This is a genomic window from Fictibacillus gelatini DSM 15865, from assembly GCF_000430745.1.
In the GTDB taxonomy this organism is placed as follows: Bacteria; Bacillota; Bacilli; order Bacillales; family Fictibacillaceae; genus Fictibacillus_A; species Fictibacillus_A gelatini.
In genome coordinates this window covers 32,172-48,904 of sequence record NZ_AUMP01000021.1, presented here as the reverse complement: position 1 = coordinate 48,904, position 16,733 = coordinate 32,172, and the positions used below count along the sequence as shown (strand labels likewise).

Here is a 16,733-nt window from a genome sequence, read left to right as displayed (position 1 = left end):
ATTGGAAATAAAAAAAAGAAATACGACAAAGCGTATTTCTTAAAGTGTGGATGTCATTTTTTTATCAACCGGTTGAATTGGTTGTTTGTTATGGTGTAAAGCTGGAATTTTCATTTTTTTGGATTTTAACGTAAACAATATATTCAGTAATATCGCGGTTAAACTTCCGGCAACGATGCCATTCGATGTAATGAGTTGAACCCCCTGTGGAAGTTTTACAAACATTTGCGGCTCGACTGTCACGCCAAGACCAACACCTACTGATAAAGCAATAATCAACAAATTTTCTTGTTTAGAAAAATCGACTTTGCTTAACGTCTTAATTCCTGCGGCAACGACCATTCCAAACATTGCCATCATCGCTCCTCCTAATACGGAAGTAGGAATTAATGTCGTAATGGTTGCAATTTTCGGGACAAACCCTAAAACAACAAGTATTCCGCCTGCAGCGTAGATGACGTTTTTAGTTTTCACCCCTGAAAGCTGAAGAAGGCCGACATTTTGCGAAAATGTCGTATATGGAAAGGCGTTAAAAAGACCGCCTAAAATGCTTGCAAGACCTTCGGAACGATAGCCTTTCGTTAAATCATTTGTCTTTAAATCCTTTTCGCAAATTTCACTTAATGCCATAAATACACCGGTAGATTCCACTAAACTTACGATAGCGACAATCGTCATCGTAATCATTCCACTTAAGTGAAAAGAAGGAACACCAAAATAAAATGGATGCACCATATGAAACCACGACGCTTCTTTAACAGGCATTAAATCGACCATCCCCATCAAATAAGCGGCAATTGTTCCAACAATCATCCCGAGCAATACAGCGATTGCCCGAAGATATCCCTTGCAAAAACGATAAACAACAATAATAAAAAGCAAAACGCCGAACGATAAAATAAGATTTTCTATTGATCCGAAACCCGGGCTTCCTTTCCCGCCTGCCATATCTTCAATGGCAACCGGAATTAATGTCACTCCAATCACCGTAATAACAGATCCAGTAACAATCGGCGGAAAGAGCCTCGCAATTTTCCCAAACAACCCTGAAATGAGGACAACGATTAGTCCAGAGAAAATAATAGAACCGTAAATGGCCGTCATACCAAATGATTTACCGATGGCAAGCATCGGGCCCACCGCCGTAAATGTACATCCGAGAACAACCGGCAATCCTATGCCAAAAAATCGATTGCTCCAAACTTGAAGCAATGTGGCTAGCCCGCTAGTCGCTAAATCGATCGATACTAAATAAGAAAGCTGCTCCGTTGTAAGATGTAATTGTTGCCCGATGATTAATGGAACGATAACGGCCCCTGCATACATTGCAAGCACGTGTTGAAAGCCTAAAGAAAACACTTTTCCTTTATTCATTGCATGCCACCTCTTCAGAAACAAAAGTTACTTTTCCGTTTGAAAGAGAGCCAATTCGTGCTAAAGATTCAATTCGGTACCCTTCTTCTTCAAGCTTCCGGCGACCAGCCTGAAAGGATTTTTCAATGACGATTCCGATGCCGCTAATAGTCGCTCCTGCTTGCTTTACTAATGAAGCAAGTCCAAGTGCGGCTTCTCCATGGGCAAGAAAATCATCAATGATGAGCACATGGTCTTCAGGGAGCAGCCATTTATTCGAAACCGATATTTCATTCGTTTCTTGTTTCGTAAACGAATAGACTTGAGCCGTAATCAAATCTTGATTTAATGTTAACGATTTCTTTTTGCGGGCAAAAACAACCGGTACATTCATTTCTAACCCCGCCATAACCGCTGGTGCAATTCCGGATGACTCAATCGTTAAAATCTTTGTGATCGGGTCGTTTTTAAAACGACGGCTGAACTCCTTTCCGATCTCTAGCATCACTTCCGGTTTTATTTGATGGTTCAAAAATGAATCAACCTTTAAAATATTGTCGGACAATACCGTACCTTCCTCACAAATTACTTTCTCAAGAAAGTTCACTACCCTCACCCTTTAACATAAAAATAAAAAACTCGAAGAATCGCTACAAAGTGAAGCAATCCTTCGAGTTTAATTCGAAAGAAAAAAGAACTAGTGCCAGGGCAAAAAGCTGCTCTAACCGTTCTATATTTTGCGTCACCCGTAGTCGGATTATTTACGGTAATCCGGTAGAAACTTGCAGGCCTTATTCCTGCGATTATACGAGTTCTATGAAGATAGGCACATTATACTTTACTTTTACATAGAAGAAAAGCCTTAAATGGAAATTTCCTATATTCACATTTTTCCATCACCCGATACACATGACTGCAGCACCATTTTTAAAGAAGAAGATAGATCTATTCTTTCTGAGAAGCAGCGGCGAATGGCATTGATGTACTCTTCTTTTTTCGTAGGACAATCTAAAAATGAGAGAAGCCTATTTTCGTGTTGTTTCATTTTCCATTCCGGTAAACGAAAAGCAATGCCAGCCTTTGTTAAATAGTCCATATTCAATTCTTCCTGCCCTGGAAGCGCGTGATAAATAAAAAAAGGTAATCGTTTCATGATGCATTCGCTTACGGTCACGCCTCCGGGTTTAGAAAGAACGGCGTCCATTTTATCGTACAATGTATTCATTTCTGCTCTCGAAGAGATATAAGGCAAAGGCGTCACAGTCTCTCTATTTAGTTTTTTAATACGATAATATAACTTTTCGTTTTTTCCGCACAATACATAATAATGCAATCGGTTCATTTGAAACGGAGTATTCAAAAGCGTGTCCATCGGCCCAACTCCGAGACTTCCACCAGTCACTAAAACATTGTACTTCTTTTTATGCTGGAACATGCTTTCGCGACGTTCAATTTCCGGATGGACAGGAATTCCGGTCACCCAAATCCGTTTCTCGTCCACCCCTTTTTGCATTAGCCATTTTTTTAACGCTCCGTTCGGAACAAAGTGGTATTCAATCGCTGAAATCCCCCATATGTGATGAATAAAAAAGTCCGTGTAGGCATTTATAACCGGAACATTAATTCTTCCATTTAGTTTTAGGCGATTGAGCAAATAGGACGGAAGTGAATGACTGCAAATAACTAAATCCGGTTGCTCTTCGCGTATTAAGTTAAACATGCTTTTTAAAAAAAGGCATTCATAGAAGAAAAAACGTTTGTTTTTATCTAACTGTTCATAAACCGATTTTTTATAAAGCCAGCTGTATAAACCCGGGGCTAAATTAATCCAGCGCAAATAAGCCCCTGATATTAAAGATTCTAAATTCCCAAATGTATAAGTTAATATATCGACTTTTTTACATTGAATGGAAGGATCTATTTTCTTTATATTTGCTATTAATGCATTCGCGACTTGATGGTGTCCTGATGAAATTTGCAAAAAAGGCAAAAACAAAACCTTTTTCATATAAAATAGTCTCCCTTGTTTTTTCCTTTAGTATGGTACTTTTCCAGGAAGCCGTTTCATCCTTTCTTTTCCATCAATACAACGATTTGTTTTTAGATATCCTAAAACAAGAAAGGGGGAATGAAAGAAAATATGAACGTCAGACTTTACTTTTTATCCATTTGGAGCCTCTTAGACCCGATTTATTTTGTCCTTACACGATTAACGTATATTGATCAGGAAAAAAAGAACATTTTCAGGGTCAGGCTTACAAAATATAAAGGAAGAGACGTGATTCTATCCGACGGTTCAAGGATCGTTAAAAATGACCTGCTCATAAAAATTCATTTGCATAATGCCCGTTTATTAAAAGAAATTAAATTGCTCTCCAACCCTTTAAGCAAAGGAAAATTAATTCATAAACTCATTTATGATTCCATGCCAGAATTAGCGAAATATATAAATAATCATTCATTAGAAAAAGAAATAAAGGGGATTATTGGAATCACAATGATTAACAAAGGATTTCGTGCTCTTGGGTTTGAATGTTTTTCCCCTGTTAGCCGGATCTATAAATGGTTCAAATTTATTACACAGCTGCCTATTTTCTTGCTGTCTACCTCGCATTTTTCTATAAAAAATTTCCATAAACATTCACCTATCTACTTAGTAATGTCAAAAGATCAGCTACTTAATAAATATTATAGACCAACTGGAAACTCCCAGTAATCGCCTATTGGTTTACCACCCTCTCATTCACTATACTGTAAATGGGAGGGGATATTTTTTATGATCTGGTATGTTCTTTTATTTTTCGTTTTATTAATGATTTTATATAAAGCAAATAAAAACACAAAAAAAGTTGAAGTTAACACCATTTCACTCGAAACCCCGGACAAAAAGGATTCCATTTCTAAATTAACGGTTTTGCACCTTTCTGATATTCATCTTGAAAATATTTCTGTTTCCCCTGCTGAATTATATGAACAAATACGCCATGACACTATTGATATAATTGCTTTAACTGGTGATTTTCTTGATCGCAAAAGAAGCATTCCTAAGCTCGTTCCGTATCTTCAAGTATTGCAAAAAATCAATCCTACCCATGGAACGTTCGCTGTTTTTGGGAATCATGATTATGTGTTAAAAGGGGAGCATTTTGATAGATTGAAAGAAACACTTGAATCTAACGGTTGCCGCACATTGCAAAACGAGAATGTAACAATCGAAATTGAAGGCAATCTATTAAACATTATTGGAATTGATGACTATAGCACAAACCGGAGTAATTTAGCCCAATCGTTTGAAGGGGTCAAAGAAGGATATAACCTTGTATTAACACATGATCCTAATGTCGTATTGGAGATGGATAACTTCCATTTTGACTACCTTCTATCAGGACATTTCCATGGAGGACAGATTCATTGGCCAAAACCTTATCATCTTAAGAAAATGGGCAAGCTAGTCGGCATGAATATGATCAAAGGGCTTCATTATCATAAAGGAAAACCTTTTTATATTAGTGAAGGGTTAGGGCAAACTGGTGTCAATATTCGGATCGGCAGCCGTCCCGAAATTACGTTGCATCAACTTTCATAAAAAATGGTGTGAGGAAAAATCCTCACACCATTTTATTTTAGCATTCCACACATCACGCGATCGCCTGCATTACCCGCTGGATCACTTCGATAATCATCCGCTTTTGCATGAATGACCAATGCCGATCCATCAGCATCCAAAAGCGAGTTTGGCTTGCCTTTTTCAAGTGTTACTAATCCGGTAATAAATTCCGCTCTTGCACGTCCTTTTTGATCCGCAATGATATTTTCAAGGTCTCCGACATGCGGTCCTTTCGGGTTTAAAAAGCCGTGGTGTTTCCCGTATGGATTAAAATGCGCTCCTGCTGACTTAAAGGTTGGGGCTTTGCAAATCGCTTTTTCATGAAAGTGAATCCCATGCTTTCCCGGAGCGAGGCCAGAAGCGTACACTCTTACCTTTACTCCATCAACGACTTGCATAAGTGTCGCATATCCTGCTGATTTACCTTCCGCATTGACCAGGTTGACTTTAACTGTTTTCGCTCTCTCCATTTTTGAAACAACCTGAGCTTTTTGCTTGTGATTCGTCTGTTGTTTGGCATGGTCATGATCGGCACATGCCGTAAGTACCGCCGCCAAAACAAACGACATCGACATCGTCATCCATTTTTTCAATTGAAAAACCTCCCTTTTTTTCTCTTTGGATTTAAGCATCCACTTGTAGTGTCCGCCAATAAAGGGAGGTTTCAAACATGATTTGCCTAAATTGTTTGTTTCAAGTTCTTGTTCCACGATTTTCCGTTTATCTTAAATTTCTAAAGAATCCCCCTTTCTAAACATCACGACGCAGCGCTTGTAGTACATCTACCTGTGTCGCTTTTCTGGCGGGTCGCCAACCAGAAATGAGCGTTACGACAATGCAAATGACAGTAGCAATTAACGTTAAAGACAACGGAATATAAGAGAAAGAAAGGTCGCCCGGGACATTTTCCCCTGTAAACTGCTTAATCACAATCGGTAAAATCAAGTTCACCGCAAAACTGATAATATAAGCAATTAACGTTCCAAGAAGTGCTCCAAGCAATCCGATAAAACTGGACTCCATTAAGAAAATACGTTTAATCGTTTGAGGATGTGCTCCGATCGCCTTCATAATGCCAATATCCTGGGCGCGTTCCGTAACGGCCATCGTCATCGTGTTAAAAATACCGATAGAAGCAATGAGTACGGCAATCGTTCCAACGAAAATTAAGCCGACTTTAATGATCATAAATATAAGGTTCACTTCTTTCAATTCACTGTATACCGAATACGTTTGATATCCCAAATCGTTTATCTTTTCCGTAAACGTTTTGACATCATCCATTGATTTCGTATATACATTAACTTCATCATACGTCCGGGTAGAGCCTTCTTGCTTTTTTTCCTGCTGACGTTCACCGATATAACGATTAATTGTATGAAGGACGGTTTCGGAAATGTAGACAGAACGATCGTCGATCCATGCTTTCTTCGGCTTCTTACCGATACCAACGATCGTCAGCGGAATTTTTTTCACTTTTTTGCCATCTCTCTTCTGCACTTCTAATTGAACCGTTTTTCCAAGCAACTTACCTCTATACCGATTTTCTTCAAGCTTTTCTTTAACCTCTTTCTCGGTCAATCCGGAATCCTCTTTGTTTACTCCTTTTTTTATAAAAGCTTGACTGCTACTATACCCGACAACGATTTCATTTTCAGATTTCGGCAGCCTTCCCTCACTTAATTCAAAGCCCGCTTTCTTTTCTTGTTCCATATTTACCGACACTACAGGCAGATCCCCTTCGTAATTACGAAAAGAGATTTTACTTGCTTCGCTATAGTTTTTTGTTGTAACCGCCTTAATTCCTTTTAATGTTTCTAGTTTCTTAACATCCTTTTCCGTTAAAGGTCCTTTTTCACTATGGACTTCAATTTGATTAACTAGCTTGCGGCTCATAATATCATTCGCTATATACTGATGCAGGCCAAATCCGACAGAGGCAAGAACGATTAAAAACGAACAGCCTATTGTTGCTGCTAATACGGTCATAAATATCCGCATTTTGTTTTTCTTCATATTCGCCCGAACGAACCGATATTTATCCTTGAATCTCATGAAAAACTCTCCCTTCTAGCAGACTTCCATCCTTAATTTCTATCTTTCTATGAGCAATAGATGCCACCTCTTCATCATGGGTAATGATTAAAAAAGTGATACCAAGCTCTTGATTCAATTCTTGAATAAAGGTAAGGAGAGACTGTTCATTTTCGCTGTCAAGACTTCCCGTCGGTTCGTCTGCAAGAATGATGGGAGGGTTAACAACTAACGCACGTGCAATGCTGACGCGTTGCTGCTGTCCTCCCGATAATTCCGAGGGGTAATGTCCGCCGTATTCTTCTAATCCTACTTTTTTCAACATAGCCTCCGTTTGTTGTTTCCGTTCTTGTTCGTTTGCGCCCTTTAACACGAGGGGTAATTCTACATTTTCATAAGCTGTCATGCTCTGGATCAATTGGAAGCTTTGAAATATAAATCCTAAATGCATCAGGCGAAAATCAGCCCATTGCCCTTCGCTAAAGTGCGTAACATTTGTTCCATTAATGATAATTTCTCCTTTTACCGGTTTCATGTACCCGCTGATCAAATTAAGCAATGTCGATTTGCCTGAACCGCTTCGCCCAACTATGGCAACAATTTCTCCTTTCTTTACTTGAAGATTAATCGTATGTAAGACTGGAACAACTCGTTTCCTCTCTTTCTTTCCCAGATTAAAGCTGTGTGATAAATTTTTCACTTCTATCAAGATAATCCTCCTTATCTAATGTGTATTATGATGTATAGTACACATAATACAAACAGAACTCAAAATTGTCAACCGGTTCCATGTAATGTTAGCGAATGATTCTTAACAAGACCGTTCAAAAATTCTTAAATCTTTCTTAAAAAAAATCGGAGCGGGAAAATGAATCCCGCTCCATTACAGATGGCTATATCACATTGAAACAATAAAAATAATGGGCAGAGAGAGCTCAATACTTACTTCCAGACTTCTTTACTCCCTGCTCTACATCTTCTTCATCAAACGATCCCCATCTAATTTTCTTATCCCATGTCATTTTAACGCCCTCGGTTTTAAAATAAGGCCAATGGTAAGGATAATCGATTGAATCATCACTTATGCCAACCTGAATGGTCACATGCAGCTTGTTCCATAGCCCGCCCAGGCCATTCTGTTTATTATACGGTTCATCAAGCATCAGGTGGGATATTTTTTTTAATACTGTTTCTGCAATTTTATGTTTTTCTTGTTTGCTCACATGTTTCGCAAAAACGAAAGCAATGTTCAATGTTTCACCCGATTGGTAACCATATAGATCGTTGACTTTTTTCCCTGCCATCATCTGTTTTTGAACACTTGTCAAAATGGCTAAATTCACATAAGGGATGGCTCTCACCTGATTTTCTTTAGTCCGCTCTTTACCATCACGTTTCTCTTCGACTTTTCCGCCAGCTACTTGAAGGATAAAAAAGAGCAACAAACCACACACGATAAAGGTAAGCCCTTGATGGAGAAACTTAGAAAAAAAGGAGGGCTTTTTGCGGGCATTCATCCGATGAATTTTTCGAAACACATTGCGGCGGCCTTCTTCGGTAAACGTTACATGCTTTAGTTCTCCTTCGTTTAAAAGATGGGGTAAATCTTTTAATTGTCGCTCCATCCTTTCACCCCTTTCTGCTGGAGCTTCCCTTTAAGCATTTCCCTTGCCCGTTGCAAGCGTGTCCGAATGGTTGCTTCTTTTTTCTGTAAAACTTCCTCCATTTCTTTAATCGACAAATCTTGATAATAATGCAGGATGATGACTTCACGGTATTTGATCGGCAATGTAAATACGCCGTTTATCAATTCTTCCTGTTCGCTTTTTTGCACAACTTTCAGTTCGGGTGTGGATGGATCGGATTTTTTCAACTTTACCATAAGGTCAACGACATTTATGTACTTTTTCCAGCCGCTTCTTAAATAATCTTTACAAAGATTGGCGGTTATCGTAAACACCCATGTTTTTAATGAGGCTTCATGGCGGAATCCGTCAATATGCATATAACAACGGACAAATACCTCCTGGGCGATATCTTCCGCAGCTCTTCGATCCCGCACATACGTATAAGCAAGGCGAATGACGCTTTGCTCATACATGTCCATTAATTGATGCAGTATTTCTTCCCGTGATTGATAGTAGATCCATTTCTCTTTTCCGGCAGGCATGGCCATTCTCTTTCCCCTCACTACAACCCTCCCCCTTTTCAACTACTATTGACGATTCGGATTTGAATTATTATTCAAAAAATTTTCTAAGCCCGCATTACAATATGCAGGCTTCCCATTTACTGAAGTTGATTAGTGGGATATTTACGAAAAAATGTGTTAACAATGCCCATAAACTCTTCAGGGTATTGGCGAAATGGAGCATGATACCCTTTTTCAATGATATGAAATTCGCTATTTTTCAAAAGACGGTGATATTGCTCGCCACTAGCAACCGGAACGGCCCTGTCTTTTCGTCCCCAGACAATTAACGTCGGCAATGTCATTTCTTTTGCTGCAATCCGCAAACGTCTCGGCCGCTGTTTGTATATCTCTTTATAGTGACGATGATCGTTGCGGTTGTTTTTCACCAATCGTTCATTGTACGCCATTACTTCAGAAACGTTGGACAGCGAATCATTAAATATTGGCTTTTTACCTGGCATGCCCGCTGTCAGGGATTCTACACCCGGTGCATCAATTAATACAAGGTGGCTCACGGCCCCGGGGTAAAGGTAACTTAGATTAAGGGCAATTTCCCCTCCCATCGAATGGCCGAGTACGGCAAATTTTGTATACCCGAGTTTTTTCATTAACTTGTAGTAAAGGTTGGCATGCGTTTGGAACGAATAATAAAAATTCATCGGTTTAGATGATCTGCCGAACCCTAATAGATCGACCGAAACAATTGTAAATTGTTTCGATAGCGCTGGATAAACGGCTTTAAACCCATCGGAAGAACCACCGAAACCATGCAGCATAAGGAGCGGGTACTTGCCATTGCCAATTTTTTTAAAATAAAGAGTTTGCCCTTTAATATCGACCATTTTCTCTTCCATCTTCATCATTTCCGGAAAGCTTATCCTGCGATCCGACGCATAAGAGCTTATTTGTTTTTCACTGCAGCCCGACAAAATGCAAATGAAGAGTAATCCTACTACGGCTATTTTTTTCAACCTTTGTCATCCCTTTCAGTGTGTTCCCTCCTATTATGTAACACAGTTACTGGAAATACTATGCTTTTTTTGGAATAAAAAACTCGACTTTAATCAAGTGGATCAAGTCGAGTACGCCTACTTAGTGGTGAATTTTTCTTTTACTGATTGTCGTGTAAATTTTTCAGCCAGGTGCTGTCCATTTTGCGTATACATGATTTTATTAACGCTACCGCATTTTCAAAATCATCACGGTTTAATAGTCCTGTGTGGCTATGAATATAACGGGTCGGGACGGTAATCGCAATGGAAGGGACCCCCCTCCCAAAATATTGCGCAGCACCGGCATCCGTTCCGCCGCTAACAGCATCCAATTGATAAGGGATTTGTTCTTCTTCAGCTGTTTCAATTACAAAATCAAGCAGTCCTTTATGAGGAATATGATAGGAATCTTTAATGAAGATGACCGGGCCTTTACCCATTTTTGATGTTGACTTATCTCCCGGTACATCATTCGCAATCGTTACATCTACCGCAAACATTACATCAGGGGCAACAGCTTCTGTTGATGTTTTGGCACCTCGACATCCGATTTCCTCTTGCACCGTCCCAACCCCAAATACAGTATTTGGATGCTCCGTTTCCTTTAATTGTTTTAGCAATTCGATTGTAATAGAACAACCAATGCGATTATCCCACGCTTTGGCCACTAACAATTTTGGATTTTCCAACTGCGTCAATTCTGTATCAGGAATAACCATATCGCCCGGTCTAACTCCATATTCGACTGCTTGTTCTTTGCTTTCCGCTCCTATATCGATAAACATATCTTTCATTTCTACAGTTTTCTCCCGGTTTGTTTCCGGAAATTTAAATCCGATAATCCCCTTTACTTCTTTCTGCCTCGTAATGACTTTAACTTTCTGGGCCATCATATTTTGCGTCCACCAGAAACCAAGTGGTTCAATTCTCAAAAATCCTTCTTCGGTAATTTTTGTTACCATAAATCCGATTTCATCTAAATGACCTGCAACCATAATCCGCGGCCCTTCAGATGTTCCTTTTTGCTCGGCAATCAAACTTCCAAGATGATCATATTGAATAGAGTCAGCAAATGGAATGATGTATTTTTCCATTACTTTTCTTACTTCACGCTCATTTCCCGGGACACCATGTGCCTCTGTCAGCTCTTTAAACATTTTCAGCGTTTGATCCATTTTCCCAATCACACCCATTCTATCATTCTATTATCCCGAATTTTCTGAACTTCAATTCAACTATAGCATATTGCCTGTTTCACAGGCTATCATATGCACTTAACAGACAAATAAAAGCCACTTTGCTTGCATTTTTTGTCTAGCATTATCGGCTTTTGTAACATTTTGAAATATAATTGTAATAGTAATGACAGAGAAACAAACGATTTTTCAGTGGTATAATAACCTTTGTGATAATGAGATTAAGAGAAGGGGAGTATTAGTTTTGAAACGAAAGATTGCGATTACAGCACTATCTCTCAGTCTGGGATTCGGAGCATTTACATATACTACGGCTCATGCGGAATCATTAAGTGACATACATAAGAAGCAAGCGGAAAATGCGGCAAAAAAGGCAAAGAAAAACAAGGAAATGAGCAAAGTAAAAGAGCAACAGAAAGATCTGTTGAACGATTTAAGCCAAATTAATGAGAAACTGGCGACAACTGAAAATGAAATTGAATCGAAGAAGCAAGCCATTTCAAAAACGAAGTCCGAAATTGAAAAGTTGCAAAAAGAAATCAAAGTACTGGAAAAACGGATTAAAGAGCGCGATGCCATTTTAAAGGAAAGGGTTCGCTCCATGTATGAAAGCGGCGGGTCTACCGGCTATTTAGACGTAATTCTTGGTTCTAAAAGCTTCGGAGATTTCATCGACCGCATGGTTTCATTAAACGTGATTGCCCAATCGGATGAAAATATTTTAAAAGAGCAAAGAGAAGATAAGAAAAATGTCGAAGAGAAAAAAGTCCGGGTTGAATCTAAATTAGCTTCATTAAATGCAAAACTAAATGAATTGAATGCTCTTAAATCAGATTTAAATAAACAAAAAGCGGATAAAAAGAATATCGTCAAAAAGTTAAAGAAAAAAGAAGATCATATTGATGCTGAAATGAAAGATTTGAAAGAAAGAGATGCGATTTTAGCAGCTCAGGAAGAAGCGGTTAAAGCAGAAATCGAACGTGCTAAAAAAGAAGAAGCAGCTAGAAAAGCAAGAGAAGCGGCGGCTGCAAAAGCAGCACAGGCAAAAGCGGCGCAAGCTTCCAAACCGGCATCTTCCGGTCACTCAAGTTCTTCAAGCTCTCACAGTTCAAGCAGCCCGGAACCTACACCGGCCCCAACGCCGAGCGGACATGGTATGTTTATTAAACCGGCTGCAGGCGCCTTTACATCCGGCTTTGGCTCTAGAAGCGGAGAATACTCTGGTTTCCATCCCGGGGTTGATATTGCTGCACCGGGAACGGTTCCAATTGTTGCTGCAGCTGACGGAACGGTCATTCGTTCTTACAAATCATCAAGCTACGGAAATTGTGTATTCATTTCTCATTACATTGATGGGCAATTATACACAACCGTTTATGCGCACATGAGAAGCCGTCAAGTGTCTAACGGTCAGACCGTTCATCAGGGTCAGGTCATCGGCTATATGGGAAGCACTGGCTGGTCAACCGGACAACATTTACACTTTGAAATCCATAAAGGCGAGTGGAATTATCAAAAATCAAACGCGGTAAATCCAATGCAATATATTAATTAATCTGAATCACACTTTGGCGCTTTGCCAAAGTGTGTTTTTCTATTAAGAATGTATCGCATAAACCTGGGCAAACTGGTAAGGAAAAGGAAGGTGACCTCCAGATGAGTTTTACACTGGCCCAATTAAATGAACTGCAAAAAACAAAAATTAAACAGCTGGAAAATGAGTTAAATGTCGTGCTCGTTGCGTGGGAAAAAGAGGGTGAAGAAACAAACGCCCTGCAAAATATGCAAGGAGAAGGTATATAAGTATGAAAGACGTTTGCCGGCCATCGGCAAACGTCTTTTCTTTATCGTACGTTACGCTAACAATCTCCGTATCGGGTGACCCGTATATTCTGCCATCAACCTGTAATTCGGGCGGATGATTTGATTCGTTAAAAAAGCAGAAACGGTCGCACCCGGTCTTCTTCTTTGATTTAAAATTTCAATAATGCTTTCGAGTGTTCCGATGCCAATTCCGTGGCCAAAATACGTTCCATTACCTAAATCGATAATGTTTTCTCCTTGCCATTGAGGGGTTAACGGATGAAACTCGGGATTTTTTATATAAAGGACATCACCGGGCATTGAATCACCCTGGACGGCTACAAGCTGCAGGTCTTCATCATGTTCTGTGCTCCACAATAACAATCCTCTAAAAAGCTGGTTAAATTTCACTTCACCAATTGTATCAAGCACACCTTTATATAGTAGAATCATAATTCCGGTTGTACATTCAAATGCATATAATTTCCCATTAATGTAAATATCATTAATAGCAGCACTCGGAGTGACATCCGGTCTTAGTAAAAAACCTCCGTATCTCGTTAATAACCAATAAGCCGGATTGCATCTTGCCGTACTGAATGACGCAAAACCAGGATTGCTTTTTTTTAGTGCATAGCAGGCGGCCACAATGTTTTTTCTAAATTTGGTTTCAAACGTTAGTTGCCTGACAGTTTGATACACAAATTCTTCCCTGCTGTTGATCAATTTCATTGCAATCTGTTTTTCTTGTTGATCAAGCTGCTTTATATGCTCAATCATTGAGGCATTCACAGGCATGCCATTTACATAGATCAATTCTCCCCACCTCTTCTTTGCGCGTGCTTCTTTATCATATGACTTCTAGAGGTGAGAGGTGAGAAGTGAGAGGTGGGAGTTTAAGTATCTCTAGAAGAAGAAAAGGCTGACCGAAACTGCCTTACTGTTTTTCGCTATGCCCCCTTTTGATCAATGAATGTAAATTTGTTTTCTGTTTTTTCTATAGTTGGCTGCTGCTGTAAAGTTGCCTTTTTGTTTTTCTTACCTTTTTTCAAAATTTGTTTGTTTTGACTATAATGTGTCTGCATCCCTTCTGTGATTAAATTAAAAGCGTAAATGACGATCGCAAACATGATGATTGGACCTATTGCCACAAACGGATGGGTAAAGATTTCAATATAATAATTACCGATCAATCCTGACCATTCATTCGATAAAGAACGTGGTGGATCAGGAGCCATCTGGTTAAAATCAATAAACGAGCCGCCAAAAAACAGTTTAAAATACCCGAGGTGGATAAAAATAATTAAAACTTGGACACATTGCTGGGTAAAAACTATTAACATTTTCGGCACTAAATGGGGAAGCAAATGTTTATGAAAGATCCGCCATTTACTTGCCCCAAGGACTTTCGCCCCTTCGACAAACTCCTCTTTCATTAAGGCCGCCATCATATTTCCAATCATGACACTAATTAACGGTACAACCAGGACAGTTAAAATAACAACTTCCAGAATGATTCGCATCGGAAAACTGTAAAGAAAACCGTTCACTGTATTTTGTAAAATCGGTGTCAATATAAAGATTGCGAGTATAGTAAGTGGCACATAATAAAACGAGCTTAATAGTTTCTCAAGCCACAACCTCATACTTGAACGGATATAAAACGCATACGGAATCGCAACAAATAATGAAATAATTACTCTTAAAAGCGCAATCAATACAGCAAAACAGATCGTAAATTTCGCTCCTTGCAACACCTTTAATCCGATATCATAGCCCAGTTTATCCGTCCCTAACGGAAACTTTAACGAAGGAGGAAATGGTGCGGCACCGATCACATTGTGATGGTTATCATAGATAATTTGTTGCTGGCGAATATAGCTGTCAAAGAAAAGCGTATGAATGAAACTCCCTGTAACCAACAAGAGTATAATCGATAATCCGATCCAAAATTTAACGCTGCGAATCATAATGCCACCTCTTCCTTCATCTTCCTGGAAAGAAGCCATTCCAGCAAGGCATACAGTACGAAAAACGGCACTGCAATTAAAATAAGGCAAATCGCCAAAATTTCCGGCCGGAAATCATCGTACATGTAATGGGTAATACCGTTCATGTTAAAAATCCACTCGACTAATAGCAAATTGGATATCATAAACCAGAGGACCGTTTTCGAAAAGTGAAACAAATTTTCATGCGTATTTCTCGTGACATGAAATAAATAAACGTACACATCCTTAAGCCCTTTTGCCCGGCCAAATTCGAAATATGGCTTTTGACTTTCCTCTTCAGCAAGCAATACCATCATTTTATAAAAATAAATCGTCGGCAAAATCATCAAACAAACGATAGGAACGATATAAATTCGCTGCTCACCCATTGCCGCAACATTTGAAAGCAAAATATGCGTTTTTTTATAGAAATAGACGATAAAAATTTGCATAAGGGCAAATACAAGCAAATCTGGCAATGACTCAAAAAATGTAAGCACATTTTTAATTAATTTTCTTAGAAAAGTAGGCAACAACAGCGTTACCCATGTTAATAGTTGAGCCATTACATATGCCAAAAGTAATGAAATGATTAAAATCGTTATTGAATAAAAGTACGGGCTTAAAACCTCCGGAAAAAGCGGCATCTCCCTTCCTTTATAAAAATACGTCATGTCCCCTGCCCTATATAACCATAACGCTACCTCCTTCACCTTTTGAACATAAAGCCTGAAATCCTTCTGCATAATAAGTGCCGGTAAACCGCTGATTAAAATAATCGAAACAACGGTTAAAATCCATTGAATAATCATTTTCAGCAAGATCTTCATGGCGCTCCCCCTTTTTTATCTCCCTCTTTTAGATTAGACGTATATAAAACAAATTTTCATTCATTTTTTCTACTATTAAGAAACGCCAATTATAAAAAAGCCCCAAACTAAAAGACAGCATGCCGCCGTCTTTAGTTTGGAGAACCGTATTTTTGAATTTCTTTTTCGTGAATCTCCCTGAAAATCTGCTTTAATGATTTCCCTTCCGTTGAAATCCCTAAAGCTTTTGCTTTATTGTGTAAAAACGTTTTGATTCTTTTGGTTCGTTTTGCAGTTATGTCATTCATTACTTGTTTGAGCGATTTGTTTTTCGTCGCAATCTTTTCACGTTTGGCCATTTCATAAATTTGCGCTTTATGTAATTCTAATTTTTTATTTACAATTTGTTTGGCAATAGCCGCTGTATTCTTATCTTTAATTTGATAATGTTTCGCCAGTTTTTCTGCTCGCTTGTCGACATGCGCTTTCTGCTCTTTATCCAGTTCATTGTAGTGATTGGCGACATAGTTCCAAAAGTGAACTTCGGAAAGCCAGGTTCCGCTTTTCATATGATGATAGTGCATATCGAGATGATTTACCGGTCTTACCTTTGTTTCAGCTCCCGCTTTAAAGCTGAAACCTCCCAACATCAAAAACACTGCTACTGAGAGTGCCATTATTTTTATTTTCATGCCCGAGCCTCCTTGTATTTTTATACCAGTTAGTATGACCGATATCATGAAAATTATGAGTC

The 16,733-nt window shown here is 38.9% G+C and carries 18 protein-coding genes and 1 riboswitch; of the genes, 4 read left to right on the top strand and 14 right to left on the bottom strand.

Going from position 1 to position 16,733, the window contains the following annotated elements; all coding sequences use genetic code 11:
* Window positions 1-39 precede the first annotated feature (39 nt).
* From H538_RS23745 to H538_RS0112005, 3 genes are all read right to left on the bottom strand, one after another.
* Window positions 40-1,374, bottom strand: a complete 1,335-nt coding sequence (locus H538_RS23745; RefSeq protein WP_051291457.1) for a nucleobase:cation symporter-2 family protein — start codon at window positions 1,372-1,374, stop codon at window positions 40-42.
* Window positions 1,367-1,960 carry a xanthine phosphoribosyltransferase gene (locus H538_RS0112010; RefSeq protein WP_026677809.1) on the bottom strand — a complete coding sequence of 198 codons (594 nt, stop codon included), beginning with the start codon at window positions 1,958-1,960 and terminating at the stop codon, window positions 1,367-1,369. Before H538_RS0112010 ends, H538_RS23745 begins: the two co-directional genes overlap by 8 nt.
* Window positions 1,961-2,082: 122 nt before the next feature.
* Window positions 2,083-2,184: riboswitch (purine riboswitch) on the bottom strand.
* A gap of 52 nt (window positions 2,185-2,236) precedes the next feature.
* Window positions 2,237-3,361, bottom strand: coding sequence for an MGDG synthase family glycosyltransferase (locus tag H538_RS0112005; protein WP_026677808.1), 1,125 nt, complete (start codon window positions 3,359-3,361; stop codon window positions 2,237-2,239).
* 132 nt (window positions 3,362-3,493) lie between these two features.
* Between H538_RS0112005 and H538_RS0112000 the strand changes: the two genes are divergently transcribed.
* A complete protein-coding gene (locus tag H538_RS0112000) occupies window positions 3,494-4,069 on the top strand; it encodes a YkoP family protein (RefSeq protein ID WP_026677807.1) in 576 nt (191 codons plus the stop codon).
* Between the two features lie 60 nt (window positions 4,070-4,129).
* The gene (locus tag H538_RS0111995; RefSeq protein ID WP_026677806.1) at window positions 4,130-4,939 is read left to right on the top strand and encodes a metallophosphoesterase; all 810 of its coding nucleotides are present in this window, start codon (window positions 4,130-4,132) and stop codon (window positions 4,937-4,939) included.
* Window positions 4,940-4,971: 32 nt separating this feature from the next.
* Here H538_RS0111995 and H538_RS0111990 read toward each other — a convergent pair whose 3' ends face one another.
* The 7 genes from H538_RS0111990 to H538_RS0111960 form a co-directional block, all read right to left on the bottom strand.
* Window positions 4,972-5,553, bottom strand: a complete 582-nt coding sequence (locus H538_RS0111990) for a superoxide dismutase family protein (RefSeq protein ID WP_026677805.1) — start codon at window positions 5,551-5,553, stop codon at window positions 4,972-4,974.
* Between the two features lie 157 nt (window positions 5,554-5,710).
* Window positions 5,711-7,015 carry an ABC transporter permease gene (locus H538_RS0111985; protein WP_026677804.1) on the bottom strand — a complete coding sequence of 435 codons (1,305 nt, stop codon included), beginning with the start codon at window positions 7,013-7,015 and terminating at the stop codon, window positions 5,711-5,713.
* Complete coding sequence (locus H538_RS0111980; protein WP_026677803.1) at window positions 6,999-7,703, bottom strand: ABC transporter ATP-binding protein; 705 nt, start codon at window positions 7,701-7,703, stop codon at window positions 6,999-7,001. Before H538_RS0111980 ends, H538_RS0111985 begins: the two co-directional genes overlap by 17 nt.
* Before the next feature lie 226 nt (window positions 7,704-7,929).
* Entirely contained in the window at window positions 7,930-8,619 is a 690-nt protein-coding gene (locus H538_RS0111975; RefSeq protein WP_026677802.1) for a hypothetical protein, read from the bottom strand.
* Window positions 8,604-9,185, bottom strand: coding sequence for a sigma-70 family RNA polymerase sigma factor (locus tag H538_RS23740; RefSeq protein ID WP_154657971.1), 582 nt, complete (start codon window positions 9,183-9,185; stop codon window positions 8,604-8,606). The genes H538_RS0111975 and H538_RS23740 overlap by 16 nt, the downstream gene beginning before the upstream one ends.
* Window positions 9,186-9,283: 98 nt before the next feature.
* Window positions 9,284-10,159 carry an alpha/beta fold hydrolase gene (locus tag H538_RS0111965; RefSeq protein WP_026677801.1) on the bottom strand — a complete coding sequence of 292 codons (876 nt, stop codon included), beginning with the start codon at window positions 10,157-10,159 and terminating at the stop codon, window positions 9,284-9,286.
* Window positions 10,160-10,299: 140 nt separating this feature from the next.
* Window positions 10,300-11,364 (bottom strand): M42 family metallopeptidase, encoded by a 1,065-nt coding sequence (locus H538_RS0111960; protein WP_026677800.1) that lies wholly within the window; start codon window positions 11,362-11,364, stop codon window positions 10,300-10,302.
* 256 nt (window positions 11,365-11,620) lie between these two features.
* On the opposite strand from H538_RS0111960, the gene H538_RS0111955 reads away from it, so the two are divergent.
* Window positions 11,621-12,931, top strand: coding sequence for a murein hydrolase activator EnvC family protein (locus H538_RS0111955; protein WP_026677799.1), 1,311 nt, complete (start codon window positions 11,621-11,623; stop codon window positions 12,929-12,931).
* Window positions 12,932-13,032: 101 nt separating this feature from the next.
* Complete coding sequence (locus H538_RS26115) at window positions 13,033-13,179, top strand: hypothetical protein (protein WP_154657969.1); 147 nt, start codon at window positions 13,033-13,035, stop codon at window positions 13,177-13,179.
* Between the two features lie 51 nt (window positions 13,180-13,230).
* On the opposite strand, the gene H538_RS0111945 is transcribed toward H538_RS26115, so the two are convergent.
* The 4 genes from H538_RS0111945 to H538_RS0111930 form a co-directional block, all read right to left on the bottom strand.
* Window positions 13,231-13,995: a hypothetical protein gene (locus H538_RS0111945; RefSeq protein WP_026677798.1), complete on the bottom strand. Its 765-nt coding sequence runs from the start codon at window positions 13,993-13,995 to the stop codon at window positions 13,231-13,233.
* A gap of 134 nt (window positions 13,996-14,129) precedes the next feature.
* Window positions 14,130-15,149 carry an ABC transporter permease gene (locus H538_RS23735; RefSeq protein WP_051291455.1) on the bottom strand — a complete coding sequence of 340 codons (1,020 nt, stop codon included), beginning with the start codon at window positions 15,147-15,149 and terminating at the stop codon, window positions 14,130-14,132.
* Window positions 15,146-16,000, bottom strand: a complete 855-nt coding sequence (locus tag H538_RS0111935; RefSeq protein ID WP_026677797.1) for an ABC transporter permease subunit — start codon at window positions 15,998-16,000, stop codon at window positions 15,146-15,148. Before H538_RS0111935 ends, H538_RS23735 begins: the two co-directional genes overlap by 4 nt.
* A 131-nt stretch (window positions 16,001-16,131) precedes the next feature.
* Window positions 16,132-16,671, bottom strand: a complete 540-nt coding sequence (locus H538_RS0111930; RefSeq protein ID WP_026677796.1) for a hypothetical protein — start codon at window positions 16,669-16,671, stop codon at window positions 16,132-16,134.
* Window positions 16,672-16,733 lie beyond the last annotated feature (62 nt).

Coding starts and splice junctions, on each gene's coding strand:
- H538_RS0112000 (WP_026677807.1), top strand. CDS start 3,494: ATGAACGTCAGACTTTACTTTTTATCCATTTGGAGCCTCTTAGACCCG.
- H538_RS0111985 (WP_026677804.1), bottom strand. CDS start 7,015: ATGAGATTCAAGGATAAATATCGGTTCGTTCGGGCGAATATGAAGAAA.
- H538_RS0111930 (WP_026677796.1), bottom strand. CDS start 16,671: ATGAAAATAAAAATAATGGCACTCTCAGTAGCAGTGTTTTTGATGTTG.
- H538_RS23745 (WP_051291457.1), bottom strand. CDS start 1,374: ATGAATAAAGGAAAAGTGTTTTCTTTAGGCTTTCAACACGTGCTTGCA.
- H538_RS26115 (WP_154657969.1), top strand. CDS start 13,033: ATGAGTTTTACACTGGCCCAATTAAATGAACTGCAAAAAACAAAAATT.
- H538_RS0111975 (WP_026677802.1), bottom strand. CDS start 8,619: ATGGAGCGACAATTAAAAGATTTACCCCATCTTTTAAACGAAGGAGAA.
- H538_RS0111935 (WP_026677797.1), bottom strand. CDS start 16,000: ATGAAGATCTTGCTGAAAATGATTATTCAATGGATTTTAACCGTTGTT.
- H538_RS23735 (WP_051291455.1), bottom strand. CDS start 15,149: ATGATTCGCAGCGTTAAATTTTGGATCGGATTATCGATTATACTCTTG.
- H538_RS0112005 (WP_026677808.1), bottom strand. CDS start 3,361: ATGAAAAAGGTTTTGTTTTTGCCTTTTTTGCAAATTTCATCAGGACAC.
- H538_RS0111995 (WP_026677806.1), top strand. CDS start 4,130: ATGATCTGGTATGTTCTTTTATTTTTCGTTTTATTAATGATTTTATAT.